The sequence below is a fragment of the Nakamurella deserti genome (assembly GCF_003260015.1).
Taxonomy (GTDB): Bacteria; Actinomycetota; Actinomycetes; order Mycobacteriales; family Nakamurellaceae; genus Nakamurella; species Nakamurella deserti.
On record NZ_QCXS01000002.1, the window covers coordinates 393210 to 409607 of the forward strand.

Here is a 16398-nt window from a genome sequence, read left to right on the forward strand (position 1 = left end):
GTGACCGCGGTGTCCTCAGGGGGCGAGACCGTCAGTCGTAGAGCTGCGACTTGTCGAACCTGGGCTTCCGCGGCTTGCCCGTCCCGACCGTCCCGGGAGCGGCGGGCGCCCGGCCGGGCGGGCCGGCCGCCGACCCCGGGACCGCCGCGACGTCGGCGGCGTCCGCCGGGTCGGCGGTGGGGTCGGTCGGCGGACCGGGGGAGGCCGCTCCGGTGGTCTCGGGGTCGTCGCCGGGCGGGTCCGTGACCTCGCGGTAGGCGAAGAAGCCGGCGGCGAGCAGCGCCACCGCACCGAACACCGCCCACTGCAGGGCGTAGGACAGGAACGGCCCGCCGTCGCGGTCGGGGACGCCGATCTCGTTCAGCACGCCGGGGGTGCCGTCGACGAGCTGCACGAAGCCCAACCGGGCGCCCGGCTCGTCACCGAGCAGCACCGCCGAGTCGATGCCGTAGACGTCGATGCGTCCGTCGACCTCCTGGCGGGGGCGGTTCGACGGATCGGGCTGGTCGGCGCTGACCCGGCCCGTGACGGTGATCTCACCGGACGGCACCGGGGCGGGCAGGTCGCCGGCCTTGAGGTCGTCGTTGGAGACGTAGCCGCGGTCGATCAGCACGCGGGTGCCGTCGGTGAGCTTGAACGGCAGCACCACCTCCGAGGCGCTCGAGCCGTTCTGCTGGCGGAGGCGGACGTACACCTGCTCGTCGGGGACGAACGACCCGGTCGCGGTGACCAACCGGAACTCGCTGCTCGCCGGCGGCTCCGCCCCGCTGACGAGCAGGTCCTGGACCGGCGCCGGCGGGGCCGCCAGCGCGGTCTCGATCTGGTCGTTGAGCGCCTCGCGCTCCTGGTGGCGGTGGTACTGCCACGGGGCGAGCACGAACCAGCACGCGCCCGCGAACACCGTCGCGAGGGCGACGACGGCGAGCCAGCCCGGCGTCAGGATGGCCCTGATCCCGGCGCGGCGGGGTGCCGGCGCCGGTGGGGTGGGGCGGGCGGTGAGGGTCATCCGAGCCGCCGGCGGATCTCGGCGACGATGCCCGGTACCGCGGCCCGCACCATGGTCATTACCTGCACGTACTCCTCGTGAGGGCCGCCGTACGGATCGGGGATCTCGTCGGAGTCGGCGTCCGGGTCGAAACTGCGGAACAGCACGATCCGGCTCGACCCCACCGCCGCCGCCGGCGCCCGGCGACCGCGCCCGGCCGGTCCGTCCAGACTGGTCAGAGCGGCCAGATGGGTGCGGTCGGCCGCCAGCAGCAGGTCCACGGTGGGCATCTCGTCCCGGGTGATCTGGTGGGCGATGTGGTCGGTGTCGAAGCCGGCGTCGGCGAGGACCCGCCGGGTGTTGGCGTGGGCCGGGCCGCCCGCGTGCCACGGCCCCGTACCGGCGCTCGTCACCCGGACCCGGTCCGCCAGACCGGCCTCCTCGACGGCGTGCCGCAGGATGACGGCCGCCATCGGCGACCGGCAGATGTTGCCGGTGCACACCACGCTGACGTGGAACCGGTCGTCGGTCTCGTCACGTCTGGACTGTCGCACCCCTCCATTGTGGCCGACCCCGGCACCGGCGGATCGTCGCCGCGACCGCGGGGCCACTGCCAGACTGGTCGGATGCCCGATCCCCGCACCGTGACCCTGGCCGAGGTGCGCGCCACCCTCGACGCCGCCTACCCGCCCGCCCTGGCCGAGGACTGGGACACCGGCATCGGGTTGACCTGCGGCGACCCCGCCCAGCCGGTCGGCACCGTCCTGCTGGCCGTCGACGTGGATCCGGTCACCGTCGACGAGGCCGTCGAGGTCGGGGCCGACCTGCTGCTCACCCACCACCCGCTGCTGTTCCGCCCGGTGCAGTCCGTGGCCGCCGACACGGCCAAGGGCCGCCTGATCCACCGGCTGATCCGGGGCGGGGTGGCGCACCTGGCCGCGCACACCAACGCCGACCGGGCCGCGGGCGGCGTCAACGACGCCCTGGCGGCCGCTCTCGGTCTCACCGACACCCGCCCGGTCGCGCCCGCGGACGCCGACCCCGCCCTGGGGCTCGGCCGGATCGGCACCCTGGCCGCGCCGACGACGGCCCGGGCCTTCGCCGCCGCGATTGCGGCGGCCCTGCCGGCCACGGTCACCGGCGCGCGCCTGGCGGGTGACCCCGACCGGCGGATCCGGCGGGTGGCGGTCTGCGGCGGCTCCGGCGGGTCGCTGCTGTCCACCGTCTCCGGCGCCGGTGTCGACGCCTTCGTCACCTCCGACCTCGGGCACCACGTCGCCCAGGAGTACGTCTCCGGCGGTGACGACCGGCCGGTGCTCGTCGACGTCGCCCACTGGGCCGGCGAATGGCCGTGGCTGCCGGTCGCCGCGGCGCTGCTCGAGCGCGAACTCGGCGTCCGCGCGGTGGTCTCGGAGCGGCGCACCGACCCCTGGACCGCGCGGGCCTGACCGCCGGGGTGACGCGTCCGCGGCGGCCACGCGATAGGTTGACCCGCACAACTCGAGAAGATCTCCGCAAGAAGGTGGACAGGTGCCGCTCAAGCTCGATCCGTTCGTCCAACGCACGCTGCTCGACCTGGCGGCGACCGACCGGGTGATCAGCTCCGCCGAGCACCGCCGGTCGCACCTGCCCGCGCTCGCGGTGATCGCCGACGGCGAGGCCCGGGCGACCGTGGTCCGGCGGGCCGTCGTCGCCGCCGAGACCGAGGTCTCGGACCTGCAACGCGCGACCAACAAGCTCGACACCGAGGTGGAGCAGGTGCGGGCCCGGGCCCGCCGCGACGCCGACCGGCTGGCCTCGGGTTCGGCCAGCCCCAAGGAGCTGGAGAACCTGCAGCACGAGATCGAGTCCCTGAAGCGCCGTCAGGCCACCCTCGAGGACGCCGAGTTGGAGCTGATGGAGCAGCGGGAGGCCGCCGAGGGTGTGCTCGCCGCCGCCCGCCGCGACCTCGCCGCCATCGACGCCGAGACCGCCGAGGCGGTCGCCACCCGCGACGCGGCCTTCGCCGAGATCGACGCCGTGCTGGCCACCGAGCGCGAGAAGCGGGCCGCTCTGGTACCGCGCTTCCCCGACGACGTGCTCGCGCTGTACACCCGGGTCAAGGACCAGGGCAGGGTGGCGGCCGGCGAGCTCCTCGGCGGCCGCTGCGGTGCCTGCCGGATGGAGATCGACCGGACCGCGTTGGGCGAGCTGAAGGCGGCGCCGGTCGACGCCGTCGTCCGGTGCCCGGAGTGCGGCGCCATCCTCGTCCGCGCCTGACCGCGGCGTCCGCGGGTGAACCGACGATCGCGGGACCGGGCCGCCGGTGTCACGTCCGTGCTGATCGTGCGGCACGGTGAGACGACGTGGGGCGCCGCCGGGCGGTACGCCGGGCAGGTCGACGTCCCGCTGACCGACCTGGGGCGGCGGCAGTCCCGCCAGGTGGCCCGCCGGCTGGCCCCGCTGGCCGCGGACGTGGTCCTCACCTCACCGTTGGACCGCTGCCGGGCCACCGCCGAGGCGATCGCGGCGTCGGCGTCGGCACGGCGGGGCCCGCGGTGCGAGGTGCGCGTCGACGAGCGGTTGACCGACCAGTCGCTGGGCGAGTGGACGGGACGGTCGGAGACCGAGATCGCCGGCCGCTGGCCCGCGGACTTCCGCCGGTGGCGCGACGACGTGCACGCCGCGCCGCCGGCGGGGGAGTCGTTGGCCGACCTGCGGGTCCGGTGCGTGGCCGCCACCGAGCAGGCGGTGGACGGGCACCGGGGGAAGTCGATCGTCGTGGTCTCCCACGCCGCGCCGATCCGGGCGCTGCTGACCTGGGCACTGGGTACCCCCGTCGACGTCGCGTACCGGCTGCGGGTGGACAACGCGTCGGTGTCCGGGGTGCTGGTGGATCCGCAGGGGGCGACGACGGTGTGGACGATCAACGAGACCGGCCACCTGCTCGGGTAGTGTCCACGCCGGACGAGTCGGCCGGGCAGTCGCGGCACCGCTTGCGGTGTCGAGGAAAGTCCGGGCTCCACAGGGCAGGGTGGTTGTCAACGGCAACCCGGGGTGACCCGCGGGACAGTGCCACAGAGAACAGACCGCCGGCCGGTGCTCGCGCACCGCGCCGGTAAGGGTGAAACGGTGGTGTAAGAGACCACCAGCGCGCCGGGTGACCGGCGCGGCTCGGTAAACCCCACCCGGAGCAAGGTCGAGAGCCGGTCGGAGACGGCCGGTGCGCAGGTGTTCGAGGGCGGCCCGCCCGAGCCTGCGGGTGGACCGCACGAGCGCACCGGTGACGGTGCGCCCAGATGGATGACTGCCGAACGGGAGGCCGCGAGGCGCCCGGGAACAGAACCCGGCTTACAGGTCGACTCGTCCCCCGACCATCAGCACCCGGTGGCCGGTACCGCCCCGCGCGGTGCCCGGCCCCGGGATCGCCGAGAGTTCGGCCGCTGTCCGCGTCGTGTTCACCTCCGGCGCCGCCCGCGGACACGGCCCCGCCGTGCACTGAGCGGGTGAACAGTCTGCTGGCCGTCGTGACGGCTCTCCTCGCGGTGCCCGCGGCCGCCGTGTCGCTGCGGCTGCGTCCCCTGACGGAACTGGACCGGCGGCTGTCCGCGGTCGACGCCGAACTCGACGCCGCCCGCTGACCCGGCGCCCGGTCGGGTCAGGTCTTGGTCAGCACCACGATCAGGATCACGATCGCGGCGATGATCAGCACCGCACCGATCCCGATCAGCACCTTCGCGTTCAGGGCGCCGCCCGGTTGCTGGCGCTTCAGGTCCTCGTCGTCTGTGTTCTGCCCGGCCATCGTCGGTTCCTTCCCACTGCCCACTGCGGAATGCGCCGGCGGTCGTCCGGCGGCGATGTGTCTCAGACTGTTGTGCCCCGCCGGGCGCCGATCACACCGGTTCCGACCATCAGGACGAGACCGGAGACGGCGAGCCTGGCAGGCCCTCGGCGACGAACCCGACCACGCTCACGGCCGACCACGCCACCGGGAGCACGAGCAGGAGTCTCGCCATGCCTCCATTCCTACCCCACCGCCCCGCGGGCCCGGCCCACTAGCCTCGGACCGGTGAGCCAACGGAGGATCTACTCGTCTGCCGCGCCGATCGACTTCGCCGCGATCCGCGCCGAACAGAACGTGCCCACGGCGTTCTCGCCGGAGGTGGAGGCCGACGCCGCGGCGGCGGTCGCAGCGGGCCCGTTCGTCGCGCCCGACCGTGACGACCGCACCGACCTGCCCCTGGTGACGGTCGACCCGCCCGGGTCGATGGATCTCGACCAGGCCGTGCACCTGACCCGTGCCGACGACGGCCTCGGCTACGTGGTGCACTACGCCATCGCCGACGTCGCCGCCTGGGTCCGGCCCGGCGGCCCGGTCGACGAGGAGTCCTGGCGGCGCGGACAGACGCTCTACAGCCCCGACCTCTCGACCCCGTTGCATCCCCGCGCGCTCTCGGAGGGCGCCGGCAGTCTGCTGCCGGACCAGCGTCGCCCCGCCGTGCTGTGGACGATCACGCTGGACACCGCCGGTGAGGTCACCGACGTGGGACTGGAACGGGCCTGGGTCCGTTCCCTCGCCCGGCTGGACTACCCCGGCGTCCAGGCCGATGTCACCGCGGGCACGCTGCACCCGTCGATCGCGCTGCTGCCCGACGTCGGCAAGCTGCGGCAGGGCCTGGCCCGGCAGCGGCACGCGCTGACCCTCGACCTGCCGGACGTGGAGATCGTGGCCACCGGCGGCACCGGCCGCGCCCGCGGTTGGGACCTGGTGCTGCGGGCGCTGCCGGACGTGGAGGCCTGGAACGCCGAGATCAGCCTGCTCACGGGGATGTGTGCGGCACGCATCATGCTCGACGGCGGGGTGGGGATCCTGCGCACGCTGCCGGACCCGTCGGACAAGCAGGTCGCCGAACTGCGGCGCGCCACCGCGGCGCTGGGCATCCCGTGGCCGGACGGCGTCGCCCCCGCGGACGTGGTGGCCCAGCTCGACCCGGCCGAGCCCCGGCAGGCGGCGTTCCTGGAGTACGCGGTGAAGCTGCTGCGGGGAGCCGACTACCACCCCTTCGACCGGGACTCCACGGACCACCCCACCCCGGAACGCACCGGTCACGCCGGCATCGGCGCGCCGTACGCCCACGTCACGGCACCCCTGCGGCGGCTGGTCGACCGCTTCGGCACCGAGATCTGCCTGGCGCTGCACGCCGGCCGGCCGGTACCGGGGTGGGCCCGGGACCGGCTGGGTGAGCTGCCTGCGGTGATGGGGAGCTCGGCCCAGCGGGCCAGCGCGCTGGAGAAGGCCTGCACCGGCGCCGTCGGGGCGTTCCTGCTGGCCGGTCGGGAGGGCGACGTCTTTCCCGCGACCGTGCTGCAGGTCGACCGCGAGAAGGACCGGGCCCGGCTGGTGCTCGACGACCCGCCGGTGCGTGCGACCTGCCCCGCCGACGGTGTCGCGGAGGGGGAGCAGGTGCGGGTGGAGCTGGTCGCGGCGGATCCGGCGACGCACACCTACACCGTGCGGCTGGCCGATCGCGCCGGTGCCACGTGACCGTGGCAGGCTGTGCACATGCCTGATGAGATCGGACAGAACACCCAGTGGTTCTACTGCCTGAAGCACAAGACGGTGGAGCCGGAGGGCGTGTGCAAGGCCAAGGACCGGTTGGGGCCGTTCCCCGACCGGGCGTCGGCGGCGAACGCGCTGGAGACCGTGCACGACCGGGAGGCCCGGCTCGAGTCCGAGGACGCCCGCTGGCGCAACGGCTGACGACCGTCGGCCGGTATCCGCTCCTGACGCCGGGACGCCTCAGCCGCAGGGGGCGAACGGCTCCGCGGTGACCGGCCAGTTCTTCACCGCGGGCGGGATCCGCACCGTCGGCTGCGCCGCCGCATCGCCGGCGGCGGGCACGGTGAAGTGCAGCGTGACCGTCGATGTCGACCGCGGCGTGAAGTCGGTCTGGAAACGCCCGGCGTCCCGGCCGAAGTCGGTGCCGCGGGTCAGCTCGACCGGCACCCCGTCGACCTCCGCCCCGGTGAGCGTGCCGCCGGTGGGTGCGAACACCCGGAACTCGTCGGTGAGCGTGTAGGCCTTCGGGCCCGCGCCCGACACCTGTTCCGGAAGGCCCGAGGTCGGCCCGTCGAAGGCGAGGTCGAGGGTGACCGTGGCCTCCCGGCTGCCGTCGGCCGCGCAGGCGCCGGCGGTGACGCCGACCTTCCCGGTCAGGTAGTAGGAGAGCTTGGACCCGAGATAGGTCCGGTCGGCCAGGAACACCCCGAACGTGGGCGCCGTGGCGGGGTCGGCGGCGGGCAGCTCGCCGGTCAACCCCGCCCGCACCAGGGACGACTGCTCGTCGGGGTGGGCACTCCACAGCAGCAGGCGGTGTTCGGCGACCGATCGCCGCAGACCCGCCAGCGCCGCGCCCGGGTCGGCCGGCGGGGACATCAGGGCCGTGAGGGCCTGGCCGGTGGCCGCCGCGGTGTAGGCGTCACGGAGACTCTTGTCCTTGTCGTCGGGGAACTTCGTGTAGATGTCGGACAGCAGGAAGGCGGCCAGCTCGTCGGGGGCCACCGTGGTGCCGCCCAGGTCCACCGGCCCGTACCCCTCGAGGATCCGGCCCAACGCCACCGGGTCGACGGCGAACGCCCCGTCCAGCGGCGTCGGATCGATCCGGTCGGCGTACATCACGCTGAACAGCTCCGCGGCCCGCGGGAAGTCCGGGGTGAAGTTGACGTCCATCGCGATGGTGGCGATGTTCTCGCCGTACAGCTGCCGCTCGTCGTCGCTGATCGGCGCCACCGGGGCGTCGAAACGGTCGATGGTGCGCTGGGTGGCGCCCTGGCCGCCGACGCTGATCCGCCCGTCGTCCACGGTCATCACCGCGTAGGACCCGAACATCCCGCCGGTGGAGCGCGCCTCGGCGAGGTTCTGGAAGAGCACCAGGTACCGGCGCGGGCCGTCGGACCCGAGCATGGGCGGCAGAAGCTCGGTGGTGGTGGCGGCGCCGGCGGTCACCGACGCGACCGTGTCCAGCTTCGCCGCCAGGTCGTCCGCGGCGGAGGCGATCGCCCCGACGACGTCGTCGTGGGGGATCGCCGCGATCTCGCCGCGGAACCGGGCCACCTCGTCGTCGGCGTGCCGCAGTGCCGGGGCGGCGTCGACGAACGGCTGCAGGTCCACCCGGCCCTTCTCCGGCAGCAGCACCGCGGGGTCGGCCAGCCGGGTCAGGTCGACCAGCGGCGGCAGCACCTGGGTGGCCATGTCGTCCACGGTGGTGGCGATGGTGCGCACCGCAGACAGGTCGGCGCCGACGAACGGCAGCGCGGTGGCCAGCCGGAACACCGGGTCGTCGACCGCGTCGCGGGCGCGGGACGCCTGCTCCTGCAGCGTGGTCACCGCCGGTCGCAGCGAGGCCGAGCCACCCTCGAGGAGGGTGGCCGTGTCGAGATCGAAGTCGGCGGCGATGGTGGCCCGTGCGTCGGTGAGCGCCGAGTACGCCTGCCAACTGCGGAACGCCACCCAGCCGCCGCACAGGACGAGGACCAGGCCGGCGAACGCCACCCACCGCCACCGGCGGCGCCGGCCCGGGCCCCGCGTGACGGGCGGGGCGTCGGTGTCCGTCGGCGGACTGTCCCTCGGTTGACCCGGCTCCATACTGGGAACCGTACTGGGAACGACCGCGTCGAATGTCACGGACAGTCTCGAAAGCTCACGGTGGGTCGCAGTCGTGGGTGGGTCCGGTCCGGCGCGCCGCCCGCTGCAGTCCGCAGCGGGGCCCAGCGGCACAGATCGGCAGAGGAGCCCCGATGACCACAGCAGACAGCACCCCGGAGACCAACGACCCGACCGGCGGCCAGGTCCCCAACCCGGAGACCGGAGCCGGCATCGGCGCCAGCGACGAGCCCAACACCATGGAGCCCGAGGAGAACCCCGAGGCGGTCGACCTCCCGACCCCGTGACCGCACGGGCCGGAGCGGCGAGGCCGTTCCGGCCCGGCCCGGTCCCGCGGGCTGGCACGATCGTGGGGTGCGCACTCCGAACCGGATCCTGGCCGTCCTGCTCGCCGGCACCGTCCTGACCACGGCGGCCTGCACCGGTGGGGTGTCCGGACGGGCCGCTCTCCCCGGCGCGGACGCGGGGTCCCCGTCGATCACCGTGCCGTCCGGGCCGGCCACCGCCGGCTCCGGGACCGACACCCCGGCCGGCGGCGGCGCGATCGAGGGCGAGATCCCGCGGCCCACCCCGGGTGGGACGGGGGCCGGCGCCGTCCCGGACGGCCTCGGTGAGTTCTACTCCCAGCAGCTCCGCTGGCAGGACTGCGCGCCGTTCAACGCCAACCCCGACTACGACGAGTTCTACGCCGCGCCGGGGCTGGAGTGCACGAACCTGATCGTGCCGTTGGACTACGCCGACCCGGCGGGACCGACGGTCGCCCTGGCCGTGATCCGGGCCGCCGCGACCGGGACGTCCGAGGGGGTGGTGCAGATCAACCCCGGCGGACCCGGCGCGTCCTCGCTGGACACCGTCGCCGCCATCGCCACCCAGGGCAGCGCCGCGGCCCTGCAGGAGACCTTCGACCTGGTGGGCTTCGACACCCGCGGGGTGGGCGCCTCCCGACCGCAGGTCGAGTGCCGGACCGACGCGCAGACCGACGCGGACCGGGCCGCCAACCACCGCACCACCACGCCGGAGGGCATCGCCGCCGCCGACGCCGCGCTCACCGCGTACGTCGCCGCGTGCGTGGCCAACACCGGCGCCGACGCCGGGATCGACGGCACCGCCTTCCTGGAGAACATCGGCACCGCCAGCACGGTGCGCGACATGGACGTGCTGCGGTCCGCGCTCGGCCAGGAGCAGCTGACCTACCTGGGTTTCTCGTACGGCACCCTGCTCGGCTCCGTCTACGCCGACGAGTTCCCGGCGAACGTCCGGGCGATGGTGCTCGACGGTGCGGTCGACCCGAACGCCGACTCCGACCAGCGGACCATCGACCAGAACGCCGGCTTCCAGGGCACCTTCGAGGCGTTCGCCGCCTGGTGTGCCCAGCAGGCGAGCTGCCCGCTGGCCGGTGATCCCGCGCAGGCGACCGCGGACTTCCAGGCGCTCGTGCGGCCACTGCTGGACACCCCGCTGGAGCTGCGTGACGGCCGGGTCCTGACCTTCGATGACGCCACCACCGGGCTCGCCTCGGCGCTGTACTCCCAGCAGGCCTGGCCGACGTTGCGCACCGCCCTGATCGACCTCGCCGACGGCGACGGGTTCGTTCTGATGGCGCTGGCCGACCAGTACGAGGAGCGCGACTCGCAGGGGCACTACTCGTCCACCCAGGACGTGTTCAACGCCGTGCGCTGCGTGGACTCGCCGCGCGACCCGGCCGGGGACACCGACACCTCGTTCGAGGAGAAGGCCGCCGCGGCGGCACCGGTGTTCGACAGCGGTGACCCGGTGGTGGCCTTCGACGACACCTGCAGCCGCTGGCCGGGCACCACCACGCTGGACGTCGACGTCACCGCCGCTCCGGACCTGGCGACCCTCGTGGTCATCTCCACCACCGGCGACCCGGCCACCCCGTACGCCGCCGGCCAGGAGCTGGCCAAGCTGTTGAACGCGCGGCTGATCACCGTCGAGGGGGACCAGCACACCGCCTACCTCGGCGGCATCGACTGCGTGGACGACGCGGTGAACGCCTACCTCACCGAGCTCACGCTGCCCGAGGACGGCCTCGTCTGTCCGTGACGGGGTCTGCCCTAGGGTGAGGGGCATGGATCGCCAGCGTCAGTTCGTCCTGCGCACCCTCGAGGAGCGCGACATCCGGTTCGTGCGGTTGTGGTTCACCGACGTGCTGGGTTACCTGAAGAGCGTGGCGGTCGCGCCGGCCGAGCTCGAGGGTGCCTTCAACGAGGGCATCGGCTTCGACGGCTCCTCGGTCGAGGGTTTCGCCCGGGTGTACGAGTCCGACATGGTGGCCAAGCCCGATCCGGCCACCTTCCAGGTGCTGCCCTGGGAGACCGACGGCGGGCGGGTCTACTCGGCCCGGATGTTCTGTGACATCGCGATGCCCGACGGGTCGCCGTCCTGGGCCGATCCTCGGCACGTGCTGCGCCGGGTGATGGCCGACGCGGCCGCCATGGGATTCACCTGCTACGTGCACCCGGAGATCGAGTTCTTCCTGCTCAAGGACCTGCCGCAGGACGGCTCGTCGCCGGTGCCGGCCGACTCCGGGGGCTTCTTCGACCAGGCGTCCCACGACGCGGCCCCGCACTTCCGGCGTCGCGCGATCGAGAGCCTGGAGGCGATGGGGATCTCGGTGGAGTTCTCCCACCACGAGGGCGCGCCCGGCCAGCAGGAGATCGATCTGCGCTACGCCGACGCGCTCACCATGGCCGACAACATCATGTCGTTCCGCTACGTCATCAAGGAGGTGGCCATCACCCAGGGGGTGCGGGCCACCTTCATGCCCAAGCCGTTCGCCGATCAGCCCGGTTCGGCGATGCACACGCACTTCTCGCTGTTCGAGGGCGAGAGCAACGCCTTCTACGACCCCGAGGACCCGTACCAGATGTCGGCCACCGGAAAGGCGTTCCTGGCCGGCGTGCTCCGGCACGCGCCGGAGTTCACCGCTGTGACCAACCAGTGGGTCAACTCCTACAAGCGGCTGGTCCTCGGTGGGGAGGCGCCCACCACCGTGTGCTGGGGCCAGGCGAACCGCTCGGCCCTGGTCCGGGTGCCGAACTACTCGCCCGGCAAGGCGTCGAGCCAGCGCATCGAGGTCCGCTCGCCCGACTCCTCGACCAACCCGTACCTGATGTTCGCGGTGATCATCGCGGCCGGCCTGCGCGGGATCAAGAACAACTACCCGCTGCCCGCGCCCGCGGAGGACGACGTCTGGTCGCTGTCGGACGCCGAGCGCCGCGCGATGGGCTACGTCGACCTGCCGAACTCGCTGGGACTGGCCGTCGAGGCGATGGAGCGGTCGGAGTTCATCGCCGAGACGCTGGGCGAGCACGTCTACGAGTTCTTCCTGCGCAACAAGAAGGCCGAGTGGGACGCCTACCGCCGGCAGGTCACGCCCTACGAGCTGAGCCGCTACCTCGGTCTTTGAGACCGGGTACGGCAGCAACAGAACCACGAAAGCCCCGGACGGCAGCTGCCGTCCGGGGCTTCCGGGTGGGGTGTGTGCGAGGCGGTCAGTCGACGACGTCGCCCGGCCGCAGACGCGCCCGCGGAGCCCGGAAGCGGCGCGGCAGCATGGCGCGGTTGAAGGCGTAGTAGCCCAGCGCGGACCCCTTGGTCGAGATGCCCGTCGGGTCACCCTTGGGGAACTTCGCTTGCACCCGGCGGCTGATCTGCCGACCGAGCACGATCGAGTCGGCGAGCGCCGCGAGGATGACCACCAGCATCAGCAGCATGCCGTAGACCTGCAGCACCGGTGACAGCGTCGACAGCACGAACGAGAGGATCAGCACCGGCAGCAGCAGGCCGCTGATGTTGCGGCGGGCGTCGACGACGTCGCGGACGTAGCGGCGGACCGGGCCGCGGTCGCGGGGGAGGACGGCGGAGTCGTCGCCGCGCATCATCCGCTCGCGGCGGGTGGCCGCCGCGGCCTTGCGCTCCTCCTTGGTCATGGGCGTGCCGCCGACCGTCTTCGCGCGCTTGAACGCCTCGCGCTGGGTCATGGGGGGCGGCGGGACCGGGCCGCGGTGCGGCACCTTCTCGCGCCGCTTCGGCGTCGGGGCGCCCTTGCCCACCACCGGCTCGGTCGGTTCGACCGGCGCCGCGGGGGTGGTGACCGCGGGCTTCTTGCTGAAGATGCTCACCGGCACAGCTTAATGGCCGTGCGGATCGGACACACTCCGCGGAACGGCGGGCGATCCGTGGCATCATCGAAGGGCATACCTGCGTTGCACTCCACGGTGTGCCCATGCACGACCACAGCACCACCACAGATGCAGTACCTCAGATAAGGGGATGCCCATGACGACCGCCGAGACCGTCGCGCCAGTCGGCGACACCGCCGCACCCGTCGCCGCCCACGGTGCCACCCTCACCCCCAGTGCCGCGGCCAAGGCCCGTGCGCTGCTCGAGCGAGAGGGCAACCCGGAGATGGTGCTCCGCATCGCCGTGCAGCCCGGTGGCTGCTCCGGCCTGCGCTACGAGCTGTTCTTCGACGACCGGACCCTCGACGGCGACGCCGTGGTGGAGTTCGACACCGTCGGCCTGGCCATCGACCGGATGTCCAAGCCGTACCTCGACGGCGCGACGATCGACTTCGTCGACACCATCGAGAAGCAGGGCTTCACGATCGACAACCCGAACGCCGGCAACTCCTGCGCGTGCGGGGACTCGTTCCACTGATCGACCGAACACGCTGCACCGACGGCCCGCCGGGGACACCCGGCGGGCCGTCGGCGTGTGCGGGCCGTGTGGACGGACGCGGACCGCGTGACACACTTCCGACGTCTGCTGTTCGTCCTGCCGTCACCCCCTGATGCTCGTGGAGGTCCCCGTGACCGTTGTCGTGGCCGGTTCGATCGCCACCGATCATCTGATGCACTATCCGGGCCGGTTCACCGACTCGCTGCTGCCCGACCAGCTGCACCGGGTGTCGCTGTCGTTCCTGGTCGACGACCTGGTGGTGCGCCGCGGCGGGTGTGCCGCGAACATCACGTTCGGCATGGGCCTGCTCGGGACCGTGCCGGTGCTGCTCGGCACGGTCGGCGCCGATTTCGCCGACTACGAGGCCTGGCTGCGCCGGCACGGCGTGGACTGCGACTGGGTCGGCACCTACACCGACGTCCAGACCGCCCGTTTCGTGTGCACCACCGACGACGACATGAACCAGATCGCCACCTTCTACGCCGGGGCGATGGCGCGCTCCCGGGAGCTGGAGATCGGGCCCATCGCGGCGGCGCACCCGGTCGACCTCGTCGTGATCAGTGCCGACGACCCCGAGGGCATGCTGCGGCACGCCCGCGAGTGCCGTGAGCGCGGCTTCCCGTTCGCCGCCGACCCCTCCCAGCAGCTGGCCCGGATGGACGGCGAGCAAGCGGCGACGCTCATCACCGGCGCCGCGCTGCTGTTCAGCAACGACTACGAGCTGGGGCTGCTGACCGCCAGGACCGGCTGGTCGGTCGAGGAGATCATGACCCACGTCGAGTGCCGGGTGACCACGCACGGCAAGGACGGCGTCCGGATCGTGCACCGCGACGGCACCAGCATCACCGTCGGCGTCGTGCCGGAGATCGTCAAGGTCGACCCCACCGGCGTCGGCGACGGTTTCCGGGCGGGCTTCCTTGCCGGCCGCGAGCGCGGCCTGGACCTGGAGCGCTCCGCGCAGCTCGGGTCGCTGATCGCCACCCTGGTGCTGGAGACCGTCGGCACCCAGGAGTGGATCCTGGACTGGGACCTGAGCTACCCCCGGCTGGAGGCCGCGTACGGCACCCCGGCGGCGACCGAGATCATGGCCGCCCTCGGGGTGCTCGTCCCCAGCGCCTGAGTGCGGCGGCGCTCAGAGCGTCACCGGGTAGTGCTCCTCCGGGATCGCCGGGGTGATCGCCCCGGTCACGAAGATGCCGTGCCACAGCAGGAAGACCAGGATCGCCCAGATCCGGCGTGAGTGGTCGGCCGTCCCCGCCCTGTGCGCCTCCAGCAGCGCGAGCGCCGCGGTGCGGTCCAGGAACTCCTCGGCCTGCGACGACACGATGATGTCGCGCGCCCAGTCGTGGGCCTCGTCGGCGAGGTAGTGCCGGATCGGCACCGGGAAGCCCAGCTTGCGCCGGTCGAGCACGTGCGGCGGGACGATGTCGGTGAGCGCCCGGCGCAACGCGAACTTGCTGGTCTCCCGGGTGATCTTGAGGTGGGAGTCGACCTTGCGGGCCACGTCGAACACCTCGACGTCCAGGAACGGGACCCGCAGCTCGAGCGAGTTGGCCATGGTCATCTTGTCCGCCTTGACGAGGATGTCGCCGCGCAGCCAGGTGAACAGGTCCACGTGCTGCATCCGCGAGATCGGGTCCCAGCCCGCACTGGTGGCGTACACCGGGTCGGTGACGTCGCGGAACGACACGTCCGGACGGTAGGTCCTCAACAGACCGGCCAGCTGCTCCTCGCGGAAGATCCGGGCGTTGCCGTAGTAGCGGTCGTGCAGGTCGATGGCGCCGCGGCGCAGCAGGTCCTTGCCGCGGAAACCGTCCGGCAGGGTACGGCCGACCGCCCCCAGGCCACGCCGCAGCGCTCCCGGCAGCCGGGTGATCGGCGCCAGGCTCTGCGGCTCCCGGTAGATGTTGTAGCCGCCGAACAGCTCGTCGGCGCCCTCGCCGGACAGCACCACCTTCACGTGCTTGCGGGCCTCCCGCGCCACGAAGTACAGCGGCACCAGCGCCGGGTCGGCGACCGGGTCGTCGAGGTACCAGACGATCAGCGGGAGGGTGTCCATCAGCGCCTGCGCCGACACCGTCCGGACCACGTGCCGCACACCCAACGCCTCCGCGGTCTCGGCGGCCACGTCCACCTCGGAGTAGCCCTGCCGCTGGAAGCCGGTGGTGAAGGTGATCAGGTCCGGGTTGCTGCGCTTGGCCAGCGCGGCGATGGCCGTCGAGTCGATGCCACCGGACAGGAACGCGCCGACGGTGACGTCGGCCCGCATGTGCTTGGCCACCGAGTCGGTGAGCACCTCCGCGATCTCGGCGTACAGCGCCGGCCGGGACGGCCCGGTGGCGGCGCGTGGCTCGGGGGTGAACACCGGGTGGAAGTAGCGGTGGAACGCGGGGCGGCCCGCGTCCGGTGCGACCGTGAAGCGGGTGCCGGACTCGACGCGGCGGACGGCGGTGTCCATGGTCGCGGGCTCGGGCACGTACTGCAGCACCAGGTAGTGCTGCAGGGCGGTCGGGTCGACCACGGCGGGACCGGTCAGCTCGCGCGCGCCCTTGGCCTCCGAGGAGAAGATCCAGCCGGCGCCGGGAACCTCGGCGTAGAACAGCGGCTTGATGCCGAACGGGTCGCGGGCACCGAACAGCGTCCGGGTCGCGGTGTCCCAGATGAGGAAGGCGAACATGCCGCGCAGCCGGTCGACGACGTCGGCGCCCCAGTGGTGGAACCCGGCGACGATGGCCTCACCGTCGCCGTGCGTGAGAAACGTCGCACCGAACTCCCGGGTGAGCTCGGCACGCAGCTCCAGGTAGTTGTAGATCTCCCCGTTGAACACCAGGGCGTAGCGCTGCGGATCCTCCGGAGGCCCCCAACGCAGGGGCTGGTGGGCGTGCTCGATGTCGATGATCGACAGTCGGTTGAATCCGAACACCACGTCCTGGTCCTGCCAGGTCCCGCCCTCGTCGGGCCCGCGGTGCCGCGCACACTGCATGCCGGCCGCGACGGCGTCGACGCGCGAGGCGGCGTCGCCGGTGGTGGACAGATACCCCATGAGTCCGCACATACCGTCGAGTCT

General features: G+C 72.9%; 17 protein-coding genes and 1 other RNA gene. 12 read left to right on the plus strand and 6 right to left on the minus strand.

The genetic code is table 11. The annotated features are described in order from the left end of the window. Nucleotides 1-31 precede the first annotated feature (31 nt). The gene (locus DB033_RS01975) at nt 32-1006 is read right to left on the minus strand and encodes an SURF1 family cytochrome oxidase biogenesis protein (protein WP_111765224.1); all 975 of its coding nucleotides are present in this window, start codon (nt 1004-1006) and stop codon (nt 32-34) included. Further along, the gene (locus DB033_RS01980) at nt 1003-1539 is read right to left on the minus strand and encodes a low molecular weight protein-tyrosine-phosphatase (RefSeq protein ID WP_240615686.1); all 537 of its coding nucleotides are present in this window, start codon (nt 1537-1539) and stop codon (nt 1003-1005) included. The genes DB033_RS01975 and DB033_RS01980 overlap by 4 nt, the downstream gene beginning before the upstream one ends. A gap of 72 nt (nt 1540-1611) precedes the next feature. Between DB033_RS01980 and DB033_RS01985 the strand changes: the two genes are divergently transcribed. The 5 genes from DB033_RS01985 (at nt 1612) to DB033_RS21575 (ending at nt 4605) form a co-directional block, all read left to right on the plus strand. Further along, nucleotides 1612-2433, plus strand: coding sequence for a Nif3-like dinuclear metal center hexameric protein (locus DB033_RS01985; protein ID WP_111765225.1), 822 nt, complete (start codon nt 1612-1614; stop codon nt 2431-2433). Nucleotides 2434-2515: 82 nt separating this feature from the next. Continuing rightward, entirely contained in the window at nt 2516-3244 is a 729-nt protein-coding gene (locus tag DB033_RS01990; protein WP_111765226.1) for a zinc ribbon domain-containing protein, read from the plus strand. Between the two features lie 15 nt (nt 3245-3259). Continuing rightward, entirely contained in the window at nt 3260-3919 is a 660-nt protein-coding gene (locus DB033_RS01995; RefSeq protein ID WP_111765227.1) for a histidine phosphatase family protein, read from the plus strand. 13 nt (nt 3920-3932) lie between these two features. Beyond that, an RNA gene (rnpB, locus tag DB033_RS02000) (RNase P RNA component class A) lies at nt 3933-4334 on the plus strand. Nucleotides 4335-4470: 136 nt separating this feature from the next. Then, a complete protein-coding gene (locus DB033_RS21575) occupies nt 4471-4605 on the plus strand; it encodes a hypothetical protein (protein ID WP_276309181.1) in 135 nt (44 codons plus the stop codon). Nucleotides 4606-4622: 17 nt separating this feature from the next. On the opposite strand, the gene DB033_RS20485 is transcribed toward DB033_RS21575, so the two are convergent. Then, nucleotides 4623-4766, minus strand: coding sequence for a hypothetical protein (locus tag DB033_RS20485; protein ID WP_157970456.1), 144 nt, complete (start codon nt 4764-4766; stop codon nt 4623-4625). Nucleotides 4767-5033: 267 nt separating this feature from the next. Here DB033_RS20485 and DB033_RS02005 point away from each other — a divergent pair, with 267 nt between their 5' ends. Then, nucleotides 5034-6509, plus strand: coding sequence for an RNB domain-containing ribonuclease (locus tag DB033_RS02005; RefSeq protein WP_240615687.1), 1476 nt, complete (start codon nt 5034-5036; stop codon nt 6507-6509). A gap of 18 nt (nt 6510-6527) precedes the next feature. Continuing rightward, nucleotides 6528-6725, plus strand: coding sequence for a hypothetical protein (locus DB033_RS02010; RefSeq protein WP_111767161.1), 198 nt, complete (start codon nt 6528-6530; stop codon nt 6723-6725). 39 nt (nt 6726-6764) lie between these two features. Here the strand turns inward: DB033_RS02010 and DB033_RS02015 are convergent, their stop codons facing one another. Next, nucleotides 6765-8516 (minus strand): DUF4012 domain-containing protein, encoded by a 1752-nt coding sequence (locus DB033_RS02015; RefSeq protein ID WP_157970457.1) that lies wholly within the window; start codon nt 8514-8516, stop codon nt 6765-6767. A gap of 245 nt (nt 8517-8761) precedes the next feature. Between DB033_RS02015 and DB033_RS20885 the strand changes: the two genes are divergently transcribed. The 3 genes from DB033_RS20885 (at nt 8762) to glnA (ending at nt 12057) form a co-directional block, all read left to right on the plus strand. Next, on the plus strand, nt 8762-8914 hold the full coding sequence (locus tag DB033_RS20885) for a hypothetical protein (protein WP_170315461.1): 153 nt from the start codon (nt 8762-8764) through the stop codon (nt 8912-8914). 67 nt (nt 8915-8981) lie between these two features. After that, on the plus strand, nt 8982-10691 hold the full coding sequence (locus DB033_RS02020) for an alpha/beta hydrolase (protein ID WP_111765230.1): 1710 nt from the start codon (nt 8982-8984) through the stop codon (nt 10689-10691). A 25-nt stretch (nt 10692-10716) separates the two neighbouring features. Then, a complete protein-coding gene (gene glnA, locus DB033_RS02025; protein ID WP_111765231.1) occupies nt 10717-12057 on the plus strand; it encodes a type I glutamate--ammonia ligase in 1341 nt (446 codons plus the stop codon). 85 nt (nt 12058-12142) lie between these two features. Here glnA and DB033_RS02030 read toward each other — a convergent pair whose 3' ends face one another. Then, complete coding sequence (locus DB033_RS02030) at nt 12143-12772, minus strand: DUF3043 domain-containing protein (protein ID WP_111767162.1); 630 nt, start codon at nt 12770-12772, stop codon at nt 12143-12145. Nucleotides 12773-12929: 157 nt separating this feature from the next. Between DB033_RS02030 and DB033_RS02035 the strand changes: the two genes are divergently transcribed. Together DB033_RS02035 and DB033_RS02040 are read left to right on the plus strand one after the other, a co-directional pair. Next, a complete protein-coding gene (locus DB033_RS02035) occupies nt 12930-13310 on the plus strand; it encodes a HesB/IscA family protein (protein ID WP_111765232.1) in 381 nt (126 codons plus the stop codon). A 133-nt stretch (nt 13311-13443) separates the two neighbouring features. After that, on the plus strand, nt 13444-14451 hold the full coding sequence (locus tag DB033_RS02040; RefSeq protein ID WP_111765233.1) for a carbohydrate kinase family protein: 1008 nt from the start codon (nt 13444-13446) through the stop codon (nt 14449-14451). Between the two features lie 12 nt (nt 14452-14463). Here the strand turns inward: DB033_RS02040 and asnB are convergent, their stop codons facing one another. Next, on the minus strand, nt 14464-16386 hold the full coding sequence (gene asnB, locus DB033_RS02045; RefSeq protein WP_111765234.1) for an asparagine synthase (glutamine-hydrolyzing): 1923 nt from the start codon (nt 16384-16386) through the stop codon (nt 14464-14466). Nucleotides 16387-16398: the final 12 nt, after the last annotated feature.

Excerpts from the sequence above, each read along its gene's own strand:
- DB033_RS01975 (WP_111765224.1), bottom strand. The coding sequence starts at position 1,006 with ATGACCCTCACCGCCCGCCCCACCCCACCGGCGCCGGCACCCCGCCGC.
- DB033_RS01985 (WP_111765225.1), top strand. The coding sequence starts at position 1,612 with ATGCCCGATCCCCGCACCGTGACCCTGGCCGAGGTGCGCGCCACCCTC.
- DB033_RS20485 (WP_157970456.1), bottom strand. The coding sequence starts at position 4,766 with ATGGCCGGGCAGAACACAGACGACGAGGACCTGAAGCGCCAGCAACCG.
- DB033_RS02010 (WP_111767161.1), top strand. The coding sequence starts at position 6,528 with ATGCCTGATGAGATCGGACAGAACACCCAGTGGTTCTACTGCCTGAAG.
- DB033_RS20885 (WP_170315461.1), top strand. The coding sequence starts at position 8,762 with ATGACCACAGCAGACAGCACCCCGGAGACCAACGACCCGACCGGCGGC.
- glnA (WP_111765231.1), top strand. The coding sequence starts at position 10,717 with ATGGATCGCCAGCGTCAGTTCGTCCTGCGCACCCTCGAGGAGCGCGAC.
- DB033_RS02035 (WP_111765232.1), top strand. The coding sequence starts at position 12,930 with ATGACGACCGCCGAGACCGTCGCGCCAGTCGGCGACACCGCCGCACCC.
- DB033_RS02040 (WP_111765233.1), top strand. The coding sequence starts at position 13,444 with ATGCTCGTGGAGGTCCCCGTGACCGTTGTCGTGGCCGGTTCGATCGCC.
- asnB (WP_111765234.1), bottom strand. The coding sequence starts at position 16,386 with ATGTGCGGACTCATGGGGTATCTGTCCACCACCGGCGACGCCGCCTCG.